This window comes from Bacillus sp. SM2101, from assembly GCF_018588585.1.
Lineage (GTDB): Bacteria > Bacillota > Bacilli > Bacillales > SM2101 > Nanhaiella > Nanhaiella sioensis.
Genome location: NZ_JAEUFG010000006.1, coordinates 222,143 through 247,170, shown reverse-complemented (window position 1 = coordinate 247,170; position 25,028 = coordinate 222,143). Strand labels below are relative to the sequence as shown.

21 protein-coding genes and 1 pseudogene are annotated in these 25,028 nt (G+C 33.5%); 18 read left to right on the top strand and 4 right to left on the bottom strand.

What is annotated here, in order from left to right; all coding sequences use genetic code 11:
* Both JM172_RS08175 and JM172_RS08170 read right to left on the bottom strand, forming a co-directional pair.
* Positions 1–284: transposase (locus tag JM172_RS08175; RefSeq protein WP_214481684.1), on the bottom strand; the 284-nt coding region annotated here is incomplete at its 3' end.
* A gap of 859 nt (positions 285–1,143) precedes the next feature.
* Positions 1,144–1,362, bottom strand: coding sequence for a DeoR family transcriptional regulator (locus JM172_RS08170; RefSeq protein WP_214481683.1), 219 nt, complete (start codon positions 1,360–1,362; stop codon positions 1,144–1,146).
* 430 nt (positions 1,363–1,792) lie between these two features.
* Between JM172_RS08170 and JM172_RS08165 the strand changes: the two are divergent.
* The 10 genes and pseudogenes from JM172_RS08165 (at position 1,793) to JM172_RS08120 (ending at position 14,176) form a co-directional block, all read left to right on the top strand.
* A pseudogene (locus tag JM172_RS08165) lies at positions 1,793–2,512 on the top strand (ABC transporter ATP-binding protein).
* Positions 2,499–3,644: an ABC transporter permease gene (locus JM172_RS08160; RefSeq protein WP_214481682.1), complete on the top strand. Its 1,146-nt coding sequence runs from the start codon at positions 2,499–2,501 to the stop codon at positions 3,642–3,644. The pseudogene JM172_RS08165 and the gene JM172_RS08160 overlap by 14 nt, the downstream one beginning before the upstream one ends.
* Before the next feature lie 119 nt (positions 3,645–3,763).
* Positions 3,764–4,771, top strand: coding sequence for an ion channel (locus tag JM172_RS08155; protein ID WP_214481681.1), 1,008 nt, complete (start codon positions 3,764–3,766; stop codon positions 4,769–4,771).
* Positions 4,772–4,803: 32 nt separating this feature from the next.
* The gene (gene pepV / locus JM172_RS08150; protein ID WP_214481680.1) at positions 4,804–6,225 is read left to right on the top strand and encodes a dipeptidase PepV; all 1,422 of its coding nucleotides are present in this window, start codon (positions 4,804–4,806) and stop codon (positions 6,223–6,225) included.
* Between the two features lie 161 nt (positions 6,226–6,386).
* On the top strand, positions 6,387–7,562 hold the full coding sequence (locus tag JM172_RS08145) for an MFS transporter (RefSeq protein ID WP_250886564.1): 1,176 nt from the start codon (positions 6,387–6,389) through the stop codon (positions 7,560–7,562).
* A gap of 188 nt (positions 7,563–7,750) precedes the next feature.
* Positions 7,751–8,332 carry an RNA 2',3'-cyclic phosphodiesterase gene (thpR, locus tag JM172_RS08140; protein ID WP_214481678.1) on the top strand — a complete coding sequence of 194 codons (582 nt, stop codon included), beginning with the start codon at positions 7,751–7,753 and terminating at the stop codon, positions 8,330–8,332.
* Between the two features lie 690 nt (positions 8,333–9,022).
* Positions 9,023–10,012, top strand: coding sequence for an NERD domain-containing protein (locus JM172_RS08135; RefSeq protein WP_214481677.1), 990 nt, complete (start codon positions 9,023–9,025; stop codon positions 10,010–10,012).
* Positions 10,013–10,024: 12 nt separating this feature from the next.
* Entirely contained in the window at positions 10,025–11,005 is a 981-nt protein-coding gene (locus tag JM172_RS08130; RefSeq protein WP_214481676.1) for a diacylglycerol/lipid kinase family protein, read from the top strand.
* Positions 11,006–11,007: 2 nt separating this feature from the next.
* Positions 11,008–13,164: a type I pullulanase gene (gene pulA, locus JM172_RS08125; protein WP_214481675.1), complete on the top strand. Its 2,157-nt coding sequence runs from the start codon at positions 11,008–11,010 to the stop codon at positions 13,162–13,164.
* 226 nt (positions 13,165–13,390) lie between these two features.
* A complete protein-coding gene (locus JM172_RS08120; RefSeq protein WP_214481674.1) occupies positions 13,391–14,176 on the top strand; it encodes a phosphotransferase family protein in 786 nt (261 codons plus the stop codon).
* 306 nt (positions 14,177–14,482) lie between these two features.
* Here JM172_RS08120 and JM172_RS08115 read toward each other — a convergent pair whose 3' ends face one another.
* On the bottom strand, positions 14,483–14,761 hold the full coding sequence (locus tag JM172_RS08115; protein WP_214481673.1) for a YtzH-like family protein: 279 nt from the start codon (positions 14,759–14,761) through the stop codon (positions 14,483–14,485).
* Positions 14,762–14,953: 192 nt separating this feature from the next.
* Here JM172_RS08115 and trmB point away from each other — a divergent pair, with 192 nt between their 5' ends.
* Positions 14,954–15,592, top strand: coding sequence for a tRNA (guanosine(46)-N7)-methyltransferase TrmB (gene trmB, locus JM172_RS08110; RefSeq protein WP_214481672.1), 639 nt, complete (start codon positions 14,954–14,956; stop codon positions 15,590–15,592).
* A gap of 89 nt (positions 15,593–15,681) precedes the next feature.
* A complete protein-coding gene (locus tag JM172_RS08105; protein WP_214481671.1) occupies positions 15,682–16,524 on the top strand; it encodes a YtnP family quorum-quenching lactonase in 843 nt (280 codons plus the stop codon).
* A gap of 287 nt (positions 16,525–16,811) precedes the next feature.
* Here the strand turns inward: JM172_RS08105 and JM172_RS08100 are convergent, their stop codons facing one another.
* On the bottom strand, positions 16,812–17,114 hold the full coding sequence (locus tag JM172_RS08100; RefSeq protein ID WP_214481670.1) for a PepSY domain-containing protein: 303 nt from the start codon (positions 17,112–17,114) through the stop codon (positions 16,812–16,814).
* Between the two features lie 607 nt (positions 17,115–17,721).
* Between JM172_RS08100 and JM172_RS08095 the strand changes: the two genes are divergently transcribed.
* From JM172_RS08095 to JM172_RS08070, 6 genes are all read left to right on the top strand, one after another.
* Entirely contained in the window at positions 17,722–18,798 is a 1,077-nt protein-coding gene (locus JM172_RS08095) for a M42 family metallopeptidase (RefSeq protein ID WP_214481669.1), read from the top strand.
* Between the two features lie 204 nt (positions 18,799–19,002).
* Positions 19,003–19,512 carry a hypothetical protein gene (locus JM172_RS08090; protein ID WP_214481668.1) on the top strand — a complete coding sequence of 170 codons (510 nt, stop codon included), beginning with the start codon at positions 19,003–19,005 and terminating at the stop codon, positions 19,510–19,512.
* 415 nt (positions 19,513–19,927) lie between these two features.
* Positions 19,928–20,239, top strand: coding sequence for a thioredoxin family protein (locus JM172_RS08085; protein ID WP_214481667.1), 312 nt, complete (start codon positions 19,928–19,930; stop codon positions 20,237–20,239).
* A gap of 66 nt (positions 20,240–20,305) precedes the next feature.
* A complete protein-coding gene (locus JM172_RS08080) occupies positions 20,306–21,103 on the top strand; it encodes a DUF1444 domain-containing protein (RefSeq protein WP_214481698.1) in 798 nt (265 codons plus the stop codon).
* A gap of 120 nt (positions 21,104–21,223) precedes the next feature.
* Complete coding sequence (locus tag JM172_RS08075) at positions 21,224–23,590, top strand: DNA translocase FtsK (protein WP_483297247.1); 2,367 nt, start codon at positions 21,224–21,226, stop codon at positions 23,588–23,590.
* Positions 23,591–23,685: 95 nt separating this feature from the next.
* The gene (locus JM172_RS08070) at positions 23,686–24,786 is read left to right on the top strand and encodes a nicotinate phosphoribosyltransferase (RefSeq protein WP_214481665.1); all 1,101 of its coding nucleotides are present in this window, start codon (positions 23,686–23,688) and stop codon (positions 24,784–24,786) included.
* The last annotated feature ends 242 nt before the right edge of the window (positions 24,787–25,028 follow it).

The following is a 25,028-nucleotide window of genomic DNA, read 5'->3' as shown; positions in this document are numbered from 1 at the left end:
GGTTCATATCCTTGAGCTAGCCACATCATACGAATACTGTCTTTTAATAGGGCTTCAATTTTGCGTCCAGAAAAGACCGATTGTGTGTAGGCATATAAAATAATTTTAAGCATCATGCATGGATGATAGGCAGGACAACCCTCATTTCGGAGAAATGGTTCGAAAGCTTTATAAGGAATACTTTCAACTAGATTATGGACATGGAAAGCAATATCATTGTTTTGTAATTTTACTTCTAAATCTAACGGCAAAACTAGTTGATTCATGATATAATTTTTAAACATAAGGACCCTTCTTTCAGATGAGATTTTGTGTGGTAACTTTATTTTATCAGAAGTGGTCCTTATTTTTATTTAAAAAACAAACAAAGCCGTTGAGATTTTACTCGTCGTAAAATTTCAACGGCTTTTTCATTTCAGAAGTGAGTTTTGTCCCAGCCTCTTTTTATTGTGTTAAATATAGGAATCATTAGTGATGAAAGTCCACTGTGTGGGTACACAAGTCCAAGGTGCTTATCATCATGTAAGTAGAGAGATGGATAAAGGCGTGGAATAAATTCTTGGCTTACGAACAGACAGCTGATACGAACGCTTTAAATAGGAATGAGACTTCACGTCAAATCAAAAGATGTTTGTAACTCTATAAAGTAATCAGGTTACTAAAAGAGGAAAGATAGTTATCTTACTATGGGAGATCATTCAGCTGCACATTAGTACAGTCGAAAAATATTAGCCGCAAGAAGTCACCAGTTGCAGCAATAGGTGGCTCCTAAGAAAAAAAACAAATCGTTAACTCAACTAGGGAGGTTGGAGGAGGAAGCGAACGGTGTGTGGGGAGAAAATAAATCCTTATATTCTTTTCCTCATTTTATAGTTGAATTACAAAGAAAAAAGGACCTGTTTTAGGTCCGTATGTAACAGCTTTTATAATTAATATTAGTTGTTTTATGATTGATTGTTATTTATTTGTACATAGTAATAAACACGTATACGATAAGAGTTCAGGCACCCTTTAACTAATAAAATCTCATTTGGTTAGTTTATAGAAAAAAACTATTTATATTTGAGATTATTAGAATTAGATGTAACTGGAACTTCATTACATTGTACGTGTATACCATTTCCTATATTTTAAATTAGTTGGCTAAGAAATTTTAACTCTCTTTTTTGTTGTTGTCCATTTACCTCGACTAGGACTGCGTACTAAATTGTTGAATGCTAGTACGTGAAGGTCTCGTTGAATTGTTCTTTGAGTTGTACCGAATTCTTCTACTAGCTCCTTTGTTGTGACAGTTCCTTTTTCATTAATAAACATGTAAACTGATTTAATACGAGTTAGCATACGATCTGTTGTAGGTTTCAAAAAACCACTCCTTATAGTATGGTTTCGCATAGTACAACGTACTCATCTAGCTGTATTCATGTTTTACTGTCATACGTATATATTTATTTTACACAAAAAAAAGAGAAAAAAACCATAAAAATTTATAATTTACAAAATAATTATACATTTTTGTGGTTTTTAATAAGACGCAAACAGTTCCTAGTAAATTAAAATGATTCATTTTTAAAGGCTGTTTTCGCAATGATTGTTACTTTACGTACTAAGAAATAAATACGTATTGACTTATTTAATTTTGGCATCAAATTATTTATTGCTGTGTTAAATTAATTTCAATAGCAACTAATTTTCAAAAAGAGCTTCTGTAAGGGATTGATGAGAATCAACTTAGCCCTCTAATTGAGGAAACCTTTTTTATGTTTAACCGTATAAGAATTAGGGGGAGATATACATGCAATTACTCGATGTGAATATTAATAAAGCAGGCTACGATGCACAAGACCTAATCATTTCAGACATCCATTTTAGCTTGCAAAAAGGTGAATTAGTTGGATTAATTGGCCCAAACGGTGCTGGTAAAAGTACGACGATTAAAGCGATATTAGGAGTACTTAATTATTTAGAAGGGGATATTAATTTTAGTAATGAAACGACTTACGCATATATACCTGAACAGCCAATCTTTTACGATGAACTTACCTTATGGGAGCATTTAGACTTAGCTGCTTCGACTATGAATATTGATGATCGAACATTTAAGAATCGAGCAGAACATCTATTAGAAGTGTTTAAGCTTAATCATGTCATTCATCAATTGCCTAGCACCTTTTCTAAAGGCATGCAGCAAAAAGTAATGATTATAATAGCGTTTTTAATTAAGCCAGACATTTTCATTATAGATGAACCTTTTATAGGTTTGGATCCACGAGCCGTAAAAGACTTGTTATTTTTACTTGATAAAGAGAGAGAGCAAGGAGCTAGTATTCTTATGTCAACACATGTATTAGATACAGCTGAAAAAATTTGAGAACGATTTTTACTTGTTTCTAATGGGGAGTTGCTCGCAAATGGAACGATGCAAGACATTAGGAATAACAGTGGGTTAATAGATGGTTCTTTATTTGATTGCTTTTATCATCTTACAGAGGTGGATGATAATGATAGGAAGTAGCTTGTTTTTTGAAAGGTTGAAACGGGAATGGAAGTTTCAATGGGGGATTTTTCGTTCGATTGCAGACTGGACGATTATTGTTTATATAATCATACCTACATTATTAGCATGTAGTTACATATATGGTTTATGGTGGATTACAATTCCAAGTTGGATCGTTCCTGTACCAGAGTTATATTTATTTTTAGTAGTATATCTATATTGTTGGCTAGGTGCATGTAGATTTTTTATTGAGGAAGCTGATCAGCTTTATTTAATTCAAAAGAAGCAAATCGTTAGGAATTTGAAAAAAATAGCCGTGAGTTATAATGTCATTAGTAATAGCATTAAAATGAGTATCATAATGATAATATTTGCACCCTTTTTGTTTATTCATTACAATTTGAACGTGCAAACAGTAATGATTGCATTTATATTTTTTTTAAGTCTGAAACTTCTAATCTTAATGCTAAAAAAATGGCTATCTTTTATTAAACGTAGCTGGCTTAAAAAGGGTATTTTATTAATATTGTTCTTAATATTAGGGAGTATCATATGTTTTACAAATATGTTATACAATCCTCAGTTCATCATTACGATGACGTTTGTATTTTTGCTAACATATTTATTTATAGTAAGACGAATGATCCGTCAAACTGGTACTTTTTTTGAAGATGTTATTACAGAAAAAGAGGAAAAGTTAAAATATGCGAGTACTATATTACAAATATCAAAAATTGATCAACCTGCGAAAATAAAAAGAAAGCGACAATTGTTGTTTAGCAAATCACAGCGAATTTTTTCATATTGGACTAAACAGAATACGCTCGTTGAAGTTTTTATAAAAATTCTGTTGAGAAATAAGCAGTACATATTTTCGCTTTTAAGGCTAATTGGTATTTCAGTACCTACGGTAATCATCGTTCCTGCTATTTGGTTGAAATGGTTACTATGTATTGGAATCATTATCGTCATAAAAATATGGCTATCATCGATGTGGGATCACATCCAAAATAAGCACTTTATTATGCATGTTAATCAAGATCAGAAGGAGCTAGCTCTAGCAAGAACAAAGGCAGTTAATATATTTTTGGTGCCGTCCATGCTGTTTATTATCACACTATTATTAGGGGCCACAATGATTAGTCTTTAACCATTGCTTTAATAAATCAATCTTTAATCCACAATTATAGTTTGATAAGCTAAAAGAAGATCAAAAAGTGAAAAATATTAAATCATTATCCTATGACTCTGGGAGAGGGGGGGGGAATTGTGATTATTATTAAAAAAATTATTGTCAAATTAGTAAGGTTTAATAATTGGATTTTATTTACTTCCACAATTGCACTAATAGCATGTAGTTCACTTATTATGATGTATCTAGAGCCAGAAACATTTACTACACCTTTTGAAGGTGTATGGTGGGTGATGACAACTGTCACAACTGTAGGATACGGTGATCTCTATCCTGTCACTACGCTAGGAAGATTATATGCTATATTTCTCTATTTAGTTGGAATTGGTTTAATTGGTGTCATTATTGGTAAGATTGTTGACTTCTTTGCTACATTCAGAAGGAAGAGGGAGGAAGGAAGAGTGCATTATAAAGGCGAAAATCATCTAGTTATTATCGGGTGGTCAAGAAAAGCAAATTTTGCCATACAAGAAATACTACAATCAGAAAGTAAAATCGAGTTAGTCATCATTGATACACTGGAAAAGTCACCGATCATAAATGATAGGGTTCACTATGTGCAAGGCTATGCTGCTGATAATGAAACGCTGTCGAAAGCTAATATTTCAAAATGTAAAGCAGCTATCATCTTTGCAGATGACTCAATTCACGATGTTCAATTAATAGATGGAAAATCATTGCTTATTGCTACTGCAATTGAACGTCTTGTTCCGAATATACATACGACTGTGGAAATTTTATCGGAGGAACATATACAAAATTTTGTCCATGTAAAGGTAGATGAATTTGTCTTAACCCATGAAACTGTCTCGCGTATGGCTGTCCGTTCTGCATTTACAAAAGGAATATCTGCTGTATATACTCAATTAATAAGCAGAAATGTTGGTGACGATCTATATCAAATTAAGGCGAAATCTGAGTGGAAAACGTATCGTGATGCTTTCGAACAGTTGTTAGAAGCAGGTGCGACTTTAATCGCAGATAAGGATAAACTAAATATAAATCGCATGTTAGATAAACCTATTCCGAAGAATACATACTTATATGTCATTTGTGATAAAAATACATACAAAAAGATAAGTTAGCAGGAGCAAAAATTATAGAAGAGGTGAAGATGATGGTTGAGCAAATAAATTGGTTAGCTGAGGTTAACAAGCAAAAAGATAGCATCATTCAGACTACACAGGAGTTATTAAAAATTAAAAGTATTTTAGACGAAGAGAATACATCAAAGGAATTCCCTTTCGGGGAAGGCGTTGCTCAAGCTTTGCTTTATTTACTTAACAAAGGTAGTGAAGATGGGTTTCAATCAAAGAATGTTGACAACTATGCTGGTCATATAGAATTTGGAGAGGGAGAAGAAAGCGTTGGTGTTCTATGTCATGTCGATGTTGTGCCTGAAGGTAGCGGCTGGTCAAGTGACCCATTTGGTGCAGAAATTAGAGACGGAAAAATCTATGCACGTGGTGCGATAGATGACAAAGGCCCAACGATTGCTGCATATTATGCTATGAAAATCGTTAAAGAACTTAGCTTACCATTATCACGCCGTGTCCGTATGATTATCGGTACAGATGAGGAAAGTAACTGGCGCTGTGTAGAGCACTACTTTAAGCATGAAGAAATGCCGACGATGGGATTTGCTCCAGATGCTGACTTCCCAATTATATATGCTGAAAAAGGAATAGCTGATATTCACCTCATCAAGAAAAAAAATCAAAATCATGTATCATCACAAAACGATATCGTATTAGAAAGCTTTCAATCAGGTAGCCGCTTTAACATGGTTCCAGAGTTCGCTGAAGCAAAGCTAACAATCAAAGGAGATGCTGAGCAAATACTGCAACATTTTGATTCCTTTAAATCTGAGCATAAGATTCAAGGGAAGGGCTTTGTTGAAGACACCGATATTATATTACAGCTTGAAGGAAAATCTGCACATGGATCACTACCTCATCTCGGTATTAATGCTGGTATACATTTATTAAGCTTTTTGAAAAAAATACAGCTAGATGAGGAAGCTCAAACGTTTGTTACATTTGTTACTGATTATTTTGAAGAAGATACTAAAGGAAAAGCGCTTAGCGTAGAATTTGAAGATGACATAACGGGAGAGCTTACAATCAATGCTGGGATCCTATCTTATCATCGTAACGGTGAAAGTAAAATTGGGATAAATGTCCGTTACCCAGTAACAAACGATTTCAAAAAAACTAAATCATCAATAGAGGCAGCATGTGAGAAGTATGATATGACAGTACAAATTGTCTCACATATGGAGCCGAACCATGTGGATAAAGACCATGAATTAATAAAGACATTACAAAGAGTTTACCAAGAACAAACAGGTGAAGATGCTACTTTATTATCAATTGGTGGGGGGACGTATGCTCGTTCATTAGAAGCAGGAGTAGCTTTTGGTCCATTATTTCCAGGGCGAGAAGAAACAGCACATCAAAAGGATGAGTATATCATTATTGATGATCTATTAAAAGCAACAGCAATTTATGCACAAGCTATTTACGAATTAGCTCAATAATTTAAAATTGTCCGTAAGACATTAAATTGAAGATGTCTTGCGGACTAATACTGTATATAGACATAATAATAAGATTAGTGAAATTGCACACTAATTGTTTTGTCGTTATTTAAGAAAGAATGGAATAATCTAGTTGGATGGTGCTTTTTATGGAATTACTTATGAAACGAAACATCAATGTTCAATTGTACTTCGTCTTATTTTACTTTTTCGTTTTCTTTGGAATAGGATCTTTATACCCACTTCTAGGTGTTTATTTAAAAGATGATATAGGATTAACGGGTACACAAATTGGTATCATTATGTCTATTAGTCCTGTTGTAATGATTGTCATTCAACCTATGTGGGGAATGTTAAGTGATTATACACAAAAGCCTAGACAATTGTTAACGTTAGCAATTGTATTGACAGGCGTAGTTGGTATTGTATATTCATACGCTTCATCGTACATGATGTTTATTATAATTGCTGCATTATTAGCAGTCATGCAAAGTGCTATCGTTCCAATTTCAGATAGTATGACGCTGACATATACTGAAAGACATCGTAAAAATTATGGGTCTATTCGTTTATGGGGGGCAATTGGTTTTGCATTCTCTGTGTTTATCGTTGGTAAATTAGCTGATTTTTATGGTTTAGGTGTCATTTTTTTTGCTTTTGCAATTATTTTATTTATTTCAGCCCTTTTTGCAATAAAGTTACCAAATGAAAGCCAATCTATGAAAGTAAATCTTAGAGCAGGTCTCTCTCAACTCATTCGATTGCGAAGATTTGTTTTGTTTTTATTAACCACTTTCCTTATTTTTGGTCCTATTCACGCAAATAACACTTACTTCGGTATTTTAATAACTGAAATGGGTGGTTCAACTGGACAGGTAGGAATGGCCTTTCTTTTAGCTGCTGGTAGTGAGGCTCCATTTATGCTATTTGCAGGTCGGTGGATTAAGCGTATTGGGATATTACAAGTACTTTTATTCGCTTCTTTTGTTTCTGGTGCAAGATGGTTATTTTATTTTTTTGAACCATCTTTAACCGTTATCTATGCTACAACAATTGCACAAGGAATTTCTGTAGGCTTTTTTATTCCTGCTGCTCTCCAGTATGTTAGAGATATTGCCCCTAGTAAAGTTCGCGCAACAGCTATTTCTCTTTATTCAGCTGCGGGGATTGGCTTAGGGTCATGGTTTTGTAATTTTTTTGGAGGTGTCATTTTAGAGCGTTTTTCAATAAATAATGTCTATTTATTTTTTAGTCTTCTTACTGTTGTAGGATTAATTACATTACTTTTTGTTATACTTATTGATAATAAAAGAAGAACAGTAAGCTCATTATCTTAGTACGAACATCAATTTTTAAAAATTACTAAGCCAGCTTGAAGAAGATTTCTGGATTTGTCATTATTATTTAAGTAAAGAAGACGCTTCCATGTTTAGTTATATGTGCTTTCAGTCATTGTCCGGTACGAAAATTAGTGTGAATTATGTTCTAAAGAGCTAAGACAAATTAAATTAGATAGGTGAGAATAATGGGTAGAAAACCACATTATTTTTTGGCAATTGGCTTACCAGATGAAACGAAAAGAGAATTATATTTAAATAAAGAAAAAATTAAATCTCACTTTCCTTTTAAGACGTGGGTTTATGAACAAGATTATCATATTACATTAGCGTTTTTAGGAAGTATAGAAGATCCACAGCAATTATTAGCATTGATAGAAAAAGTTTCAACAATCGCTGAACAATACAATCGCTTTCGGCTTGAGCTTACGTCTTTCGGTACTTTTGGACAAGATGAACATCCACGCATTTTATGGTATGGAATACATAAAAATGAAACTCTTTTTTTGCTGCAGAAGGATATCTACAAGGCATGTATTGAACTAGGTTTCTTATTAGATACTCGACCGTATTCCCCTCATATTACTATTGGGAGGAAATGGAAGGGTGAAAAAATATTTAATATAAAAGCACTAAACAACGCGTCGTGGCTTTTAAACAATCATAAGGTATTTAAAGTCAATCAACTTTCACTCTATCAGACCGATATAGAAAGCATACCAAAATATAAACCGATTAAGTTTTTTTCTCTTGAAAATAATCGTCAATAAATATTAATTAACATAGCAATAAAGTTACGAAAAGAGCCTTAGGAAATGATTATGTAAGGCTGTATTAGCATGAGTTCTTTCGTATAAAGCAAGACAAGTATGTAACTAAAGTTCGTGGCATCTTTTCTTCTCTAATGACTATAGATACTCTATAACACTTCAGTGACTTAAATATAAGTGTGAAAAGCAATAAAGTTACGAAAAGAGCCTTGGAAAATGATTATGTAAGGCTGTATTAGCATGAGTTCTTTTCGTATAAAGCTAAACAAGTATGTAACTAAAGTTCGAGGCATCTTTTCTTCTCTAATGACTATAAAAACTCTATAATCACATCAGCGACTCAAACATATGTGTGAGAGGAAATAAAGTTACGAAAAGAGCCTTGGAAAATGATTATGTAAGGCTGTATTAGCATGAGTTCTTTTCGTATAAAGCTAAACAAGTATGTAACTAAAGTTCGTGGCATCTTTTCTTCTCTAATGACTATAGATGCTCTATAACACTTCAGTGACTTAAATATAAGTGTGAAAAGCAACAAAGTTACGAAAAGAGCCTTAGTAAAAATCCGAGTAATGATACTCACAATAAGTTAACAGGAATATAATAGTTAATACGGTCGTTAAACTTCGCATGAACATGTGTGAGAGATGTAAAATGATGAAAACTTCAAGTTGAAAGTTGGTGAAGTTGATGGGACAACTTATAAAACTTCAAAATTATGTTTCACGTTACGAAATAGATACTTATCGTTATCCAAGTCAATATATTAGAATGAAGAAGCAACAATGGAATAGAATTCGATTAGCTTGGGAAAATGGAGATTTAGCGACAAAGGAAGATTTTGCTCATGATAGGGACTGGGATTCTTTACTAGATAATAAAGATGACAATATTCTATTAAAGTTAAAATCTATGTTTCAACGTAAGCAAAAGGATTCTCAAATAAATAATCACTTGGTAAATGATGCGGAGAATAATGATAATAAGGTTGAATGGCAATTGAATCATAAAGAAAATAACCCTGAAACAATGGAAGAGCTAATGCAACTATTTTTAGATCGTTTGTTTCATATTCAAATGAAGTGGGCTAGTTCAACGATACGTGAAAAGTCGTTAGTTGATCGAGATTATTATTACAATCAAGAAATTAAATTTTTTCTTCAAAGATTTCCCGATACATTCTTAGTTTTGTATAAGCCCATTTTTTTAGTAAAGCAAGCACCTGTTGAATTTGATATTGTTGTTATTACACCTATTCATACGTATTGTATTGCAATACTAGAAGATGAGGAAGACAGTGTATTCATTGGCTCGAACAAACGATTTTGGTTAAAAAAACATGCTGGCAAAGAAAATAAAGTGTTATCACCTACGATATCTTTAAATAGAATGGAAAAGATTGTTCGAAACATATATGACACTGAAGAAATTGAGATGCCGGTGAAAAAGATAATATTGAATCGTTCTGGATATGTTGATTATCTTGATAAACCAATCGATCTTGATATTATTGAGAAAAGAAATTATAACGATTGGTTTAATCAGCAGCGACAGATGGTTTCGCCACTAAAACATGTCCAATTAAAGGCGGCAAAGTCATTATTATCATATTGTCAAACATCATCTATCAAACGCTATGAATGGGAAGATGATCATACAGATCTTATGAAATTAACATAGAAGGTAGATACTATGAAAATTCTTTTTTTTATTGTAAATATTGCTGCTGGAAATGGCAAAGCAAAAACAATTTGGAACGAGGTCAAACAGGAGCTTGGTAAACAGAATATTGAATATCGATCTTTTTTGACAAAGTCACCTGGACACGCAGAGCATCTAGCGAAAGGAATTGTTAAGAGACATCCGTGGAAGGTTGCCGGCATTGTTGTTGTTGGTGGTGATGGAACAATGCATGAAGTAATTAACGGCTTAGCAGGTACTTCTAATATAAATGTAGGCTTTATTTCAGCAGGCTCAGGAAATGATTTTGCAAGAGGCTATTCTGTTCCTCAAGCACCAATAGAGGCTCTAAAACATATAATAGATGATAAGGAGCCAAGTCATTCTTTATTTGATTTAGGGCAATATACCATAAGTAACCCTCTTAAGAAAGTAAGGTACTTTGTTAATAATTTGGGGGTTGGCTTTGATGCTAAAATTTCTAGTAAAGCGAATCAATCATATCTAAAAAAACGCTTAAATAAAATTGGCTTAGGATCACTTATTTACGTCATTATTTTAATACAATCTTTATTTACTTATAAAAGAACAGATGTAACTTTAACGATAGATGGAAATATTCATCGTTTTCAAAATGTATGGTTTATTACTGTTTCCAATCAAGCATATTATGGTGGAGGGATGAAAATAGCTCCACTTGCACAACCAGATGATGGAATATTAGATGTAACAATTGTTCATAATGTATCACGTATAAAATTATTAGCGGTATTTATGAGTGTGTTTTTTGGTCTGCACACAAAGTTTAAAGGTGTAAATATGAAATCAGGTGAGTGTATTGATATTTCAAGTAGAGACTCACTTTTAGTACATGCTGACGGTGAGATAGTAGGCATGTCACCAGTAAATGTAAAAATACAGAACAAAGCAGTCTCCTTTTTTACGACTCACTCTGTAGGAAAATCACATGGAGAAACAATTAGGAGTGAATGAATTTGTTACAGATTAGACGTACCTATGAGGCATTTTTAGATGAAATGAATTTGATCACGATTATTATGCCAAAAATATATAGACAAGGGTTGTCTAACTCTTTTACACTCCAAGGTGACGAGGATGTTAACGAACCATTACAAATTTGTTCTACATTTGATGATCGTTTGTATATAAAGTATGAATGTAAAGCCGCTTGCCATATAGAAGTTGGTAAAGCATATGCTGTTTATGATGATGAAGGCTGTAGTACTGATTTACAGGTTGGGGCTGTTATTAGAACAGCTAAATTTGATGAGCTATATGCTTATGATGGGAATGATTTAGGAGTTACATTTTCTAAAGAATACTCACTATTTAAATTATGGGCTCCAAGTGCAACGAAGGTGAAATTAAAAATAACGAATCCCATCGATCACGAGAAGAAATATTACGAGATGAATCGTGGAAATCATGGATTATGGGATTTACTAGTACATGAAGACCTAGAAGGTGTATATTACTCATACCTTGTTTGTGTAAATCTTATTTGGAAGGAAGCCATCGATCCGTATGCTGTAGCTTTATCTGTAAATAGTGAGTATGGTGTCATTGTCGATTTAAATAAAACAGCTATGCAAGATTATAAATTGCCACCTTTAGAGCATGCAACAGATGCGGTTATTTACGAAGTCCATACACGGGATTTTTCAAAACATCCTAATAGCGGTATTAACGAGAAAGGTAAGTATAAAGGACTAATTGAATCACAAACTTCTGAAAGTAGTGGTTCATATACAGGACTTTCTTACTTGGTAGATTTAGGTGTTACACATGTAGAACTTATGCCTTGTAATGATTTTGCTGGTGTGGATGATCTTACTCCAGAAAAAACATATAATTGGGGATACAATCCACTGCACTATAATGCTCCAGAGGGTAGTTATTCTAGTAATCCTCAAAACCCTTATAATCGTATTAATGAGTTAAAAAAAGTTATTACTACTTTTCATAAAAATGGCTTAAGAGTCGTGTTGGATGTCGTATATAACCACGTATATATTCGAGAACAATCATCGTTCGAAAAAATTGTGCCAGGGTATTTTTTTCGACACGATGAGAATGGGCTTCCATCAGATGGAACGGGTGTTGGCAATGATATTGCTTCAGAACGACGAATGGTGAGAAAGTTCATTATTGACTCTGTTCTCTTTTGGCTTAATGAGTATCATGTTGATGGCTTTCGTTTTGATTTAATGGGTATTTTAGATGTTGATACGATGAATAGAATTAGAACAGCTGTAGATAAGATTGATTCAAGTATCATTTTATTTGGAGAAGGATGGGATTTACCAACATCACTGCCAACTGAAATGAAAGCTACAATACAAAATGCAAAAAAACTCCCTAGAATTGGACATTTCAATGACCAATTTAGAGACCGTATAAAAGGTAGTACTTTTAAACTTGAGGATAAAGGATTTTCTTTAGGTAATAGCTTTCAACTCGATAAGGTTAAGGAAGTTATTACGGGAAGTATAAGCTATGATCAAGCTAAGATAGGTATGTTTGATGAACCTGTACAATCAATTAATTATGTAGAATCACACGATAATCATACGATGTGGGATAAGATGATTAAAAGCAACCCAGATGAAAATGAAGAAACTCGAATGAAAAGACAGCGCTTAGCTACAGCAATCGTACTCCTATCGCAAGGTATTCCATTTGTTCATAGTGGCCAAGAATTTTTTCGTACTAAATTGGGTGTTGAAAATAGTTATAAATCACCTGATGAAATCAATTGGCTGGACTGGGATAGAAAAGGCATATATGAATCTAGTGTGCATTATACGAAAGGATTGCTGTTACTCAGAAAAAAGCATCGCGCCTTTCGATTTCCTGACTCCAGCCTCATTAGAAAACATTTAAAGTTTATTTCAGATAATGATCAAGTAATTGCTTACCAATTGCTTGATGTTGGTAAATATGGTCAGTGGGCATATATAACTGTTATACACAATAATAGTAAAGATGAACAATTGGTTAAAATAGATAGTGGAGAGGTTTGGGAAGCTATTTGTCATGGGGATAAAACAGGTATTACACCGCTAGTAAAAATGACAGGAAATCAAATAATTGTACCATCAATTAGTACATTGGTATTAATTCGTAATTAGAACTTGTTATTTTTACTTGACTAAAAAAGTAAAAGAGATATAAAATTTAAAGGATGGCTATTATTAAATACTCATATAGCCGTCTTTTTTATTCTAATGAAAAATAAGTATAACTTTATCTGAGCTATTTTTCGTAGTTCATCTAAGAATAGATATAGCGCCTATCCCCAAGAGGTGACTTTTCTTATACAAGACGACATGTGTGTTGACATTGAGGGTGAAATAGTTGGAGCATATATTAGGTAATGAGTGGGAGATATATCCTGCTGGTGGAGCAACTGGAGAAGCGTACTTTGCTCGATTCAATGAACGAAAATTATTTTTAAAACGTAATTCTTCACCATTTCTAGCTGTGTTATCAGCTGAAGGAATCGTACCTAAGTTGGTATGGACAAAACGTATGGCAAATGGTGATGTAATTACAGCTCAACAATGGTTGAATGGTCGCGAGTTAAAGCATGCGGATATGATTGATATTAGAGTTGTGGATTTATTAAAGAAAATTCATAACTCGACAGAATTATTACGGATGCTTACACGGTTAGAGAAAAAACCACTGTTACCAGAGATGATTATAAATGAACTGTTAATTTATTTTCCTATTGAAGAAACAGCAATTCCGGACATCAAGTCTGCGATAACATTTTTACAAGAAGAGCTTCCAGCTATAGAATACAATAATAAAGTTGTTTGTCATTGTGATATTAATCATAATAATTGGTTATTATCTGAAACAAATGAACTTTATTTAATTGATTGGGATGGAGCGATGATAGCTGATCCTGCTATTGATATAGGTATGCTATTGTACCGTTATATTCCAAAGCATGAATGGAGTTCATGGCTTGAGCGTTACGGAATAGAACTGACTTCAAATTTACATGCACGAATGAAGTGGTACGTTATCGCTCAAACATTAATGTCTATACATTGGTATAAAACGAAGAATAAAGAAAAAGAATTTCAAAACTGGTTAAGCTATTTAAATGAACTTTTAAATATTGATAAATAAAGGCAATCGGATTAATTTCCGATTGCCTCATATTATGTGATATAACAAAGGTTTTGTCATAAACTTTGTAGCTGTTGTTACTAATAATAGACAGTTTAAAGAGGTTGATAAAAATGCCACCAACGCTAGATGTATACTTGCTTATATCTAAGGGCAAAAAGCTACAATTAATGTGAAAACAGAATAGTAACAAATGACTTTAATCAGTTCTCATCTTTTGAACAAGACAAGATGTAATGAACGCAGGGTTGTACGTGTTTATTCATTTGTACGAAAAGGAACAATCAATGCAACAAGAGCAATGGTTTATGTTAATTGTGTAATATCATCAACCCATTGAGACAACTCTTCTCGATGTGTAGAAATATGATTTTCTAAATTATGGCTGTTCTTTCCGCTTTGACTGTAACTATATATGTTCTCGAATGTGTCATTCAATTTTAATTGACTGTTTGTGTTATTCATTAACGATTTAACAAGACGTTCTACTTGTTCACATTCTGAAACTGTTCCACAGCAATCGGATAGATGGTTTTCTAATATATCTTTTAATAAATTTATTTGATGATTTTGGTCTAGAGGCATTATGACACATCCTTTATGTGATTTTGAAAATGATTTATTGTTAGTGTTAATGATATATGCAAGATCTTCATTATCTGAGAGGGATATAAACCTTCAATAGTAGGATAAAGCTAATGACAATGAATGATTAAAACCACGCTTTTCTTAAAGTATGTAATAAGACAGTTTTTATTCAATATGGAGGGAATTATCATGCGTTTACGTAATAAACCTTGGGCAAAAGAACACCTATTTCAATATCCTCAATTTGCAATACAACACCCTGAGAATAATCGAGGGAAATGGCATGAGGTTTTTGGAAATAAGAATCCAATTCATATTGAAGTAGGAACAGGAAAAGGAAATTTTATTACAGAAATGGCGAAGGAACATCCACATATAAATTATATCGGGATTGAGGTCTATGAAAGTGTAATCGTGTCAGCACTTGATAAGCTAATTGAGGCTGATCTTCCTAATGTTAAAATAATTAATGCAAATGCAGTTGATTTAGCAGAGCTTTTTGCTAAGGGTGATATTGAAAGAGTTTATTTGAACTTCTCTGACCCATGGCCAAAAAATCGACATGAGAAACGTAGGTTAACATACCAGTCATTTCTACAATTATATGAGAATTTATTAGTTGACGGTGGAGAAATTCATTTTAAAACAGATAATCAGTCATTATTCGAGTACTCATTAATGAGCTTTTCAAAATATGGCTTGCAGTTAACTTATGTTAGTTTGGACCTTCACAAAAGTGATTTTGAAGGCAATATTATGACTGAATATGAACAAAAGTTTTCAGCTAAAGGACAAAGGATTTACCGGTGTGAAGTGAAATATTTATGAAATAAGAGAGATAGACACATATGAGAACTCATATGTGTCTATTTTTGCTCTAAGTGTTAAAATGTATTAAATAGGAGAGGTGGGATAATATGGAGCAATTACGTCTTGGAAATTTTACATTAACATGGTTAAATGGTGGGGTAACTCATCTGGATGGTGGAGCTATGTTTGGTGTAGTACCAAGGCCTCTTTGGTCAAAGAAATACGCCGTAAATGACTTCAATCAAATTGAACTAAGGACTGATCCGATTTTAATACAATATGAACATAAAAACTACTTAATAGAGTCTGGGATCGGGAACAATAAATTAACGAGTAAACAATTACGTAATTTTGGAGTAATTGAAGAGTCGTCAATAGATCAATCCTTAGCAAAGCTAAATTTAACAACAGCCGACATTGATTTTGTATTAATGACACATATGCATTTTGATCATGCCTGTGGATTAACAAAGTGGGAAAACGATAAGCTTATGCCTACATTTCCAAATGCACAAATAATTACATCTGAGGTTGAATGGCATGAAATGAAGCATCCTAATATACGTTCAAAAAACACATATTGGGAAGACAATTGGGTACCCATTGAAACACAGATTAGAACATTTACTGATGAAATTGAACTCGTCAAAGGTTTGAAGATGATTCATACTGGTGGTCATAGTGATGGCCATTCAATTATTGTCATCGAAGAGGGAGACGAAATGTTAATACATATGGCAGACTTAATGCCAACACATGCACACCAAAACCCATTATGGGTAATGGCATACGATGACTATCCAATGAATTCTATTGAGCAAAAGCAGGAATGGATGCAGCATGGAATGAAAATGGGAGCATGGTATAGCTTTTACCATGATGCATTATATCGAGCGATAAAATGGGATGAAGTGGGAGAGGTTATTTCTACAATTAAAAGAGAGAAATGAGTAAGGTCACATATTCCCAATCACCTTTGAGTTAATTGAACTTTTTAATAGGATCTTAACGGAAACTACATGTCCCTTATTTACAAAATTACAACAGCAGGTTATATGTGTAGCCATCTTTTTATAGAAGTAAAGATGCGACAAAACTCAAGCTATGTACGTTGTAATTGTACTTACAGTAAATGAAAATAACAAGCTTATGCGAGCACTGCTATCTAAAATAGCGAGTTTCACCATTTCTATTCACTATAGTATAGGAAATGGTGAAACTGAACTATGTACGTTAGTTAAACTACTTCTAATATGGTACCTGTTTGTGCATCAACAATAAATGTATATTGTGTGCTTTGCCCATCCTCATTTCTACTAATACCGCCCTCATATACTCTGTAATTAATATGATCCTTTTTTATACTCTTTGGGGACATATTGATCCAAGACCCATTAATACTACCATTTTCCTTAAAGGCATCTTTCACTATTTTTAGCGCTTTTTCAGGTGATAATAAAGTGTTTGACATCGAATTTTGAACAACATATGCTCCTGCTAGTCCAATACCAATTCCAAGGATAAACTTTTTCCAACCCATCTAAAATCTCTCCTTTGCAAATAAAAGTAGTGTCATTTCTTTTAAGCAATATTTAGACGATTATACTATTTTTTAGAAACGATATTTCTCTCTTTTAGATAATTCTACTAATATGTGTAATTTTAATCAAATGAAGGATATACAGTGTTTGTTGTGGGTGAGCAAGGGTCTATCACTTTTATTATTGTCCAGCACCAGTGCCAATCCCCTCTAGTCGTTTCACTAATTCACCCGAAGGCAAAAAGCGCCTTTATGTGAATTAGTTCCAACGCTTGTTAGGGATGAGTAAGGCACTTCCGTATTTATTTAAGTATACAAAACTGTTTGCTTAATTGTAAGGATTTTGAAGTGAAAAAGGTTGAAGTGGAAACAATATAAAAAATTCGCTACAATGAACGATGTACAAACTAAATATAATGTTGCAATGTTTTCGTCTGAATTATTCGAAGAGAGTATACTTGGTGTACGTTTGACAAGAAATCTATTAATGATTTAGTAACCCCTGATTTTTGACGAATGAAGAGTGAGATATTATGCATTAGCACATTTAATACAATTTAAGAACTTCAACGACAAAAGAAATAGCACTAAAGAGAGGAAAATGAAAATGAATAAAGACACACTAGATTTGTTTAAAACTTTAACGGAATTGCCAGGAGCACCTGGGAATGAGCATGCAGTTCGTAATTTTATGCGACAAGAAATTGAAAAATATTCAGATGAGATTGTGCAAGATGGACTCGGTAGTATTTTTGGTGTTAGAAGAGGGGATAAGAATGGTCCAACTATAATGGTAGCGGGACATATGGACGAAGTAGGCTTTATGGTAACCCAAATTACTTCTAGTGGACTTATTCGTTTTCAAACACTAGGTGGTTGGTGGAGTCAAGTGTTACTTGCACAACGTGTCCAGATAATTACTGACAATGGTCCAGTTATTGGTGTAATTAGCTCAATTTCACCACATTTGTTGGAAGAGGAACAAAGAAACAAACCAATGAAAATTAAGGATATGCTAATCGATATTGGTGCAGACAACAGAGAGGATGCTTTGAAAATTGGAATTAGACCAGGTCAACAGATAGTGCCTTTCTCTCCATTCACACCTATGGCAAATAGTAAAAAGATACTGGCTAAGGCATGGGATAATCGGTATGGATGTGGACTTTCGATTGAATTATTAAAGGAGCTAAAAGGTGAACAATTACCTAATGTTCTTTATTCAGGAGCAACTGTACAAGAAGAGGTAGGATTAAGAGGTGCACAAACAGCAGCAAATATGATAAAACCAGACCTCTTTTTTGCTTTAGATGCCAGTGCTGCCAATGATACTACAGGGGATAAAAGTGCTTTTGGGCATCTTGGACAGGGAGCACTTCTCAGAATATTTGATCGCTCTATGATCACACATCGTGGTATGCGAGAATTTGTTTTAGATACAGCAGAATCAAATAACATTCCTTATCAATTTTTTGTTATGCCTACAGGTGGTACAGATGCAGGGAGAGTCCACATGTCTAATAACGGTGTACCTTCAGCTGTAATTGGTATATGTTCACGCTATATTCATACTCACGGTTCGATTATTCATGTCGATGATTATGCTGCAGCCAAAGAGCTAATCGTAACATTAGTAAAAGCGTGTGATCAAACAACGGTTGACACAATACGTAATAATAGCTAGGAAAGATATTTTCTCCAATAGGACTTTTCTATGATTATTACAAAATTAGTAAAGCTTTTGTCATACTCAACAATAGAAAGTTATGATAGTATATAGGGTATGGTTTAGGTATTTTGTCTGATAGAGAATGACCTATGTAGAAGAACAATAGAATTCATTTTTTTGCCAATCATCTTGTTTTTCAAAGGAGGAGAAAAAAATCATATGAAAAAAATATTTAGTGTACTTTTCATAAGTATCCTTTCTCTTGTGCTATTTGGTTGCAATGCTTCAATAGAAGAAGAAATTACACAAACAAAAGATCAAATGACAACATTGTCTCAAAGTGAACCTTCAGAACCAAATAAGAGTAATGAACAATTTTCCTATTTTTTGCCGGATAATATGACGATAGAAGATGATGAATCGTTAAATAATATTGTATTTATCGAAGGTAAACAGCATTATATATTATTTGTTAATCCTCAAGAGGACGTAAAAAGTAAGGTATTGTATGAGGATATTAAGAAATCTAATGGTGACAACATAATTGATGAGACAATAGAAAGTGATGAGGATTTTACCTATACTGTAGTGAATCAAACAGAAGATAAATCGTATGAAGTAACTGTTGGAGTTGGGGGAGTTAAAATGACGACCGTTACTAAAGCGAATGCTATCTCTGAGAGTGCTGAAAAAATGTTGAATATTGTAAAATCAGTATCTGTTAAATAGTTTTTTTCTGAAAAGTGGGGAATTCGAAATGGCAGCTGTCATTAGAATTCCTTTTTTGTTAGTCTCCTATTTTTATTAAATTGGACAGGATGATGAGTTTTACGTGAGCTCATAATTGTAAGGGGAGAAAAAGTTCCACGTTAAATCAAGGTAATAACCAATGGCTGTTTTCGCATTGATTGTTGCTTTTCTTTCTAAGGTATAAGCACATATTCATATAGCAGTTAAACTTTTTATGTTATCTCATACGAGCACAAGGTAAGAAGAGCTTCATTGGTTTAAAACTACGTTTTTTTAGGCTAAATAAGTCCGCTTTGTTTTTCTTAAGTACTGTTTACTTGTATGAGATTAATTAGTTTGGTATGATCCGAATTAAGAAAATGAAATGATGAAACATAGGGGGCATGAATTTATTATGCAAAAGTTAGAAAGTGTACAGCAGTACAATGAGGTTATTCAAAATGATAAAGTGATTCTCATGTTTTCAGCAGACTGGTGTCCTGATTGTAGAGTAATTGAACCTGTTCTTCCAGAAATTATGGAAAAATATAATACTTACTCATTTTATTATGTAGATCGGGATAAGTTTGTAGATTTATGTGTGGAATTAAATATATTTGGTATTCCTAGCTTTCTTGCATTTCACAATGGTGAAGAAGTTGGTCGGTTTGTAAGTAAAGATAGAAAAACAAAAGAAGAGATTGAGCAGTTTATTAATGAATTGTAAATAAATCTTTATAACCTGAACACATGAGATTATAAGAGAGAAGGGCGAGGTGGGATAAAGTTGAAGATGGACAGTAACAAAATGAGAAATAAGCTTACTGAAAGATTATCCCGTCCCAATTGGAACATAGTTTACGATCGCGAAAAGGATAATCTACGTATAGAAGATGTAAAAACTAAAAAAGGGCTAACTCTTTCATTACCTGGAATTATATCAAAATGGGAAAATGAGAAAGAAAAGGCGATCGATGAGGTTGTTTATTATATCGAGGAATCGCTAACAGTTATGAATGAGCAGCTACATTTAGAAGGGAAAGAAAAGAATATTTTCCCGGTCATTCGCTCAACATCTTTTCCAATGAAATCAAATGAAGATTCTAAATTAGTATTTGATGATCATACTGCGGAAACAAGAATCTTTTATGCACTCGATTTAGGAAAGACATATCGGTTAATAGATGAAAAAATGTTAGATCAAGAAAATTGGAATATTGATCAAGTAAGAGAAATTGCAAGATTTAATGTGCGATCCTTAGACGTCCCAGTTAAAGAAGATCAAGTTGCTAATAATATTTATTATTTTATTAATTCTAATGATGGTTATGATGCGAGCAGGATATTAAACGAGCGGCTTTTACAAACATTTGACGATAAAATAGAAGGAACGATGGTCGTTGCAGTACCACATCAAGATGTATTAATAATAGCAGATGTTAGAAATGAAACTGGGTATGATGTACTAGCTCAAATGACAATGAGCTTTTTCTCTAACGGGAGAGTCCCTATCACTGCACTTTCTTTTTTATATGAACAAGGAGATTTAGAACCGATATTTATTTTAGGGAAAAATAAGCGACAACATTAAATTTGTCAAAGATAGATCTGATTTTTAGTCACTAGTCCAACTAGTGGCTTTTCTTATTTACTCCTTCGTTGTACACTAATAATAAGTGAGAGTAGAAAGTTAGTAATGAAAGAGTGATTTATGATGAATTGGATAAAAAAATTTTTCCAGCCTGATGAAGAGGAAATTGCTAACGAACATAATAGTAATGAAGAACTAACAAATGTCCGATACAATAGCAAAATCGAAGCTAAAATGACATATAAGTATCCAAAAGGAAAATTTCGTTTTCCAGTCATCCCTGATGAGGAAGTTAGGTCATCTGCAAAAACTCCATCACCAACACCTGTACAAGAGGAAACAAATATTAAACATCAAACGAGCAAAATGTCTCGTAAAGTTACGATCCAAAAAGAAATTAAAAAAACGCCCTTTCGTCCAACAGAAGTGGCTTCACCAATTTACGGTTATGCTCCTCGGGAGGACCAAGAAGTTGTAGAGATTGAAATACCGGCCACTAAAGTTGAAGAGGTGCTATCTTCTGAGGATATGATTACAAGTATTACAAGTAATCTTGAAATAAAACCTGAACCGATTAATGTGCTCTCAGATGCAGACATTGCAAGTGATGAAAAAGATGAGCAGGTAAATCAAGATTCCGAGTCTAGAATTACTGATATGAGTTCGAGCGATAACAACAATGTACAAGAAGAACAAGTGGATAATGAAGTTCAAGATATTCAAACGACTAATCATCATTCAAATGACGAGACAAGCAGTCGTTTTCAGCCTAAGAAAAGAAGTCGAATCCCCTTTAATGTTATCATGCTCAAACAGGATAAGAAGAAGCTTAAAAGCGATAACAATAAAACAGATAACAATAGAACAGATAACAATAGAACAGATAACAATAAAACAGATAACAATAGAACAGATAACAATAGAACAGATAACAATAGAACAGATAACAATAGAACAGATAACAATAGAACAGATAACAATAGAACAGATAACAATAGAACAGATAACAATAGAACAGATAACAATAGAACAGATAACAATAAAACAGATAAAAAAAATGGGTCATACCTTTTTCCACAAATCTCTTTATTACATAATCCACCTGAACAACAAACGGAAAATAGCGAATGGCTCAACCAACAGCGAGAGTTATTAGATCATACGTTAGCTAATTTTAAAGTAGGAGCTAGTGTTGTAAATGTGACACAAGGACCATCGGTTACTAGGTTTGAAGTTCACCCGCAGCCGGGTGTTAAAGTAAATAAAATAACGAATTTAGCAGATGATATCAAATTAAGTTTGTCTGCGAAGGATATTCGTATCGAAGCACCAATACCAGGGAAAAATACTATTGGTATAGAAGTGCCCAACATAAAAAGTAAACCGGTGTATCTACGCCAAATAATAAAAAGCAAGCAGTTTACAGAGCAATCTTCAGCATTAACAGTTGCACTCGGATTGGATATTTCTGGAGCTCCGATTGTTACTGATTTAAATAAAATGCCTCATGGTCTTATTGCTGGAGCAACTGGCTCAGGAAAAAGTGTTTGCATCAATGCGATGTTAATTAGTTTACTTTATAATGCAGCACCACATGAAGTAAAATTATTATTAATTGATCCAAAGATGGTTGAATTAGCGCCGTATAATCATATCCCGCATTTAGTTAGTCCTGTTATTACCGATGTAAAGGCAGCGACAGCAGCATTAAAGTGGGCGGTAGAGGAAATGGAGCGTCGATATGAATTATTTGCTCATAGCGGTGTAAGGGACATTACTAGATATAACGAATTGGTTAAAAATAAACGAGAAGCAAGTGGAGAATTACCTTATCTAGTAATTATTATCGATGAATTAGCTGATTTAATGATGGTATCACCAGGTGATGTTGAAGAAGCGATTTGTCGTATCGCTCAAAAAGCAAGAGCATGTGGGATTCATTTAATAGTCGCAACTCAACGTCCTTCAGTTGATGTAATTACTGGCTTAATTAAAGCAAACATACCTACTAGAATCGCGTTTTCTGTATCGTCTCAAGTTGATTCTCGAACAATTATTGACACGAGTGGAGCGGAAAAGCTATTAGGTAAAGGTGATATGTTATTTTTAGAAAACGGTTCATCAAAGACATTACGTGTTCAAGGAAATTTTGTATCTGATGATGAAATTGAGCAAATAGTTGGCCATGTGAAAAATCAAATGAAACCTTCTTACATTTTTGAAGAAGAAGAGCTGTTAAAAACAAGTGTTGTTAACGACAACAGTGATGATTTATTTTTACCAGCTTGTGAGTATGTAGTTGAACATGGTGGTGCTTCTACTTCAGCATTACAACGGAGCTTTCGAATTGGCTATAATCGTGCTGCCCGTTTGATCGATATGATGGAGGAACAAGGAATAATTTCAGAGGCAAAAGGAACAAAGCCGCGTGATGTTCTAATTACAAGAGAAGAGCTTAGCTTGTTACAAGAAACTAGTACATCCTAAAAAGAAATGGTATTCTGAATAATATAAACTAGTAGCAATAGCTTATGTTTGCGTATTATGATACATATTAGAATGATATAAGGAGTTCCTTAGGTATGAAAGAAATAGAATTAAAGTTACAAGGGAAAATTAGCAGGCTTACTAATCAGACATTTAAGTTTGACGAACGTGTAAAAGACGGATGGTTTTCGGCTGTTTATTTTTTGAAAACAAAAGAAATCATTGAAAAGTTTAAGCCCGATAATATTGTTACGATGCAGTTCTTTCAGAAAAATCATGCAGTTTTATGTGGTACGGATGAAGTGATTGCACTATTAAATACTTTTGTTGATAATCCAAAAGAACTAGAAGTTTATTCTTTGAAGGACGGTGACAAAATTAGTCCTTTTGAAACGGTGTTAACCGTAACTGGTCCGTATCAAAGTTTTGGTTATTTAGAGGGAATTATTGATGGCATATTAGCACGAAGAACATCAGTTGCTACTAATGTATATAACGTTGTAAAAGCAGCGGGATTATCTGGTATACAAAAGCCAATTATATTTATGGGTGATCGTGATGATCATTTTACACAGCAAGCGGGGGATGGATACGCAGCTTATATAGGTGGTTCCACTGCACAAGCTACTCATGCGATGAATGAGTGGTGGGGTAAAAAAGGTATGGGAACGATGCCACATGCTCTTATCCAGTTATTTGATGGTGACATTGTTGCAGCGACGAAAGCATATCATGATGTTTTTCAAGAAGAAGAGCTTATAGTATTGGTCGATTATAATAATGACAGTATAGTTGATGCTCTAAAAGTTGCTAGAGAGTTCGGAGAAAAACTGAAAGCTGTTCGAGTTGATACATCAAGAACGATGATTGACCAATATTTTGTTAGACATCCTGAAGTCCTTGGTACGTTTGATCCAAGGGGAGTAAACCCTCCACTTATCTTTGCCTTAAGGGAAGCACTTGATCGAGAAGGATTTGATCATGTGAAAATAGTTGTAAGTGGTGGATTTAATGAAAAGAGAATTACTGAATTTGAAAAACAAAATGTACCAGTGGATATATATGGTGTCGGGAGCAGTTTATTAAAAATCCATATTGGTTTTACAGGAGACAATGTTTTACTGGATGGAGTTCCCCAAGCTAAAGTAGGACGACGTTTTAGACCGAATGAAAGACTTGAAAAGGTTGAACTATAATAACAAAGACCCTTTTCAAATAGGTGTTGTTTTTCGTTTTTATAAAAAAACGAAAGTATCAATCTGATTTTTTTTATATTTTTTCAATAGCAGTAGACGATTATTTAAAACGACTTTACTATTTTAATTTAGTAACATAGCATCCAAGTTTTAGTAAAGAGCCTAATAACACTTACTTTTTTAGAACAATTCTACTTTAACTGAAGATGGTTTTATAACTGTAAGTATCTGTATTACAAATT

Bases quoted from the DNA above. Each gene is read 5' to 3' on its own strand.
- JM172_RS08160 (WP_214481682.1), top strand. From the start codon at position 2,499: ATGATAGGAAGTAGCTTGTTTTTTGAAAGGTTGAAACGGGAATGGAAG.
- pepV (WP_214481680.1), top strand. From the start codon at position 4,804: ATGGTTGAGCAAATAAATTGGTTAGCTGAGGTTAACAAGCAAAAAGAT.
- JM172_RS08145 (WP_250886564.1), top strand. From the start codon at position 6,387: ATGAAACGAAACATCAATGTTCAATTGTACTTCGTCTTATTTTACTTT.
- thpR (WP_214481678.1), top strand. From the start codon at position 7,751: ATGGGTAGAAAACCACATTATTTTTTGGCAATTGGCTTACCAGATGAA.
- JM172_RS08135 (WP_214481677.1), top strand. From the start codon at position 9,023: ATGGGACAACTTATAAAACTTCAAAATTATGTTTCACGTTACGAAATA.
- JM172_RS08130 (WP_214481676.1), top strand. From the start codon at position 10,025: ATGAAAATTCTTTTTTTTATTGTAAATATTGCTGCTGGAAATGGCAAA.
- JM172_RS08115 (WP_214481673.1), bottom strand. From the start codon at position 14,761: ATGCCTCTAGACCAAAATCATCAAATAAATTTATTAAAAGATATATTA.
- trmB (WP_214481672.1), top strand. From the start codon at position 14,954: ATGCGTTTACGTAATAAACCTTGGGCAAAAGAACACCTATTTCAATAT.
- JM172_RS08105 (WP_214481671.1), top strand. From the start codon at position 15,682: ATGGAGCAATTACGTCTTGGAAATTTTACATTAACATGGTTAAATGGT.
- JM172_RS08100 (WP_214481670.1), bottom strand. From the start codon at position 17,114: ATGGGTTGGAAAAAGTTTATCCTTGGAATTGGTATTGGACTAGCAGGA.
- JM172_RS08095 (WP_214481669.1), top strand. From the start codon at position 17,722: ATGAATAAAGACACACTAGATTTGTTTAAAACTTTAACGGAATTGCCA.
- JM172_RS08090 (WP_214481668.1), top strand. From the start codon at position 19,003: ATGAAAAAAATATTTAGTGTACTTTTCATAAGTATCCTTTCTCTTGTG.
- JM172_RS08085 (WP_214481667.1), top strand. From the start codon at position 19,928: ATGCAAAAGTTAGAAAGTGTACAGCAGTACAATGAGGTTATTCAAAAT.
- JM172_RS08080 (WP_214481698.1), top strand. From the start codon at position 20,306: ATGGACAGTAACAAAATGAGAAATAAGCTTACTGAAAGATTATCCCGT.
- JM172_RS08075 (WP_483297247.1), top strand. From the start codon at position 21,224: ATGATGAATTGGATAAAAAAATTTTTCCAGCCTGATGAAGAGGAAATT.
- JM172_RS08070 (WP_214481665.1), top strand. From the start codon at position 23,686: ATGAAAGAAATAGAATTAAAGTTACAAGGGAAAATTAGCAGGCTTACT.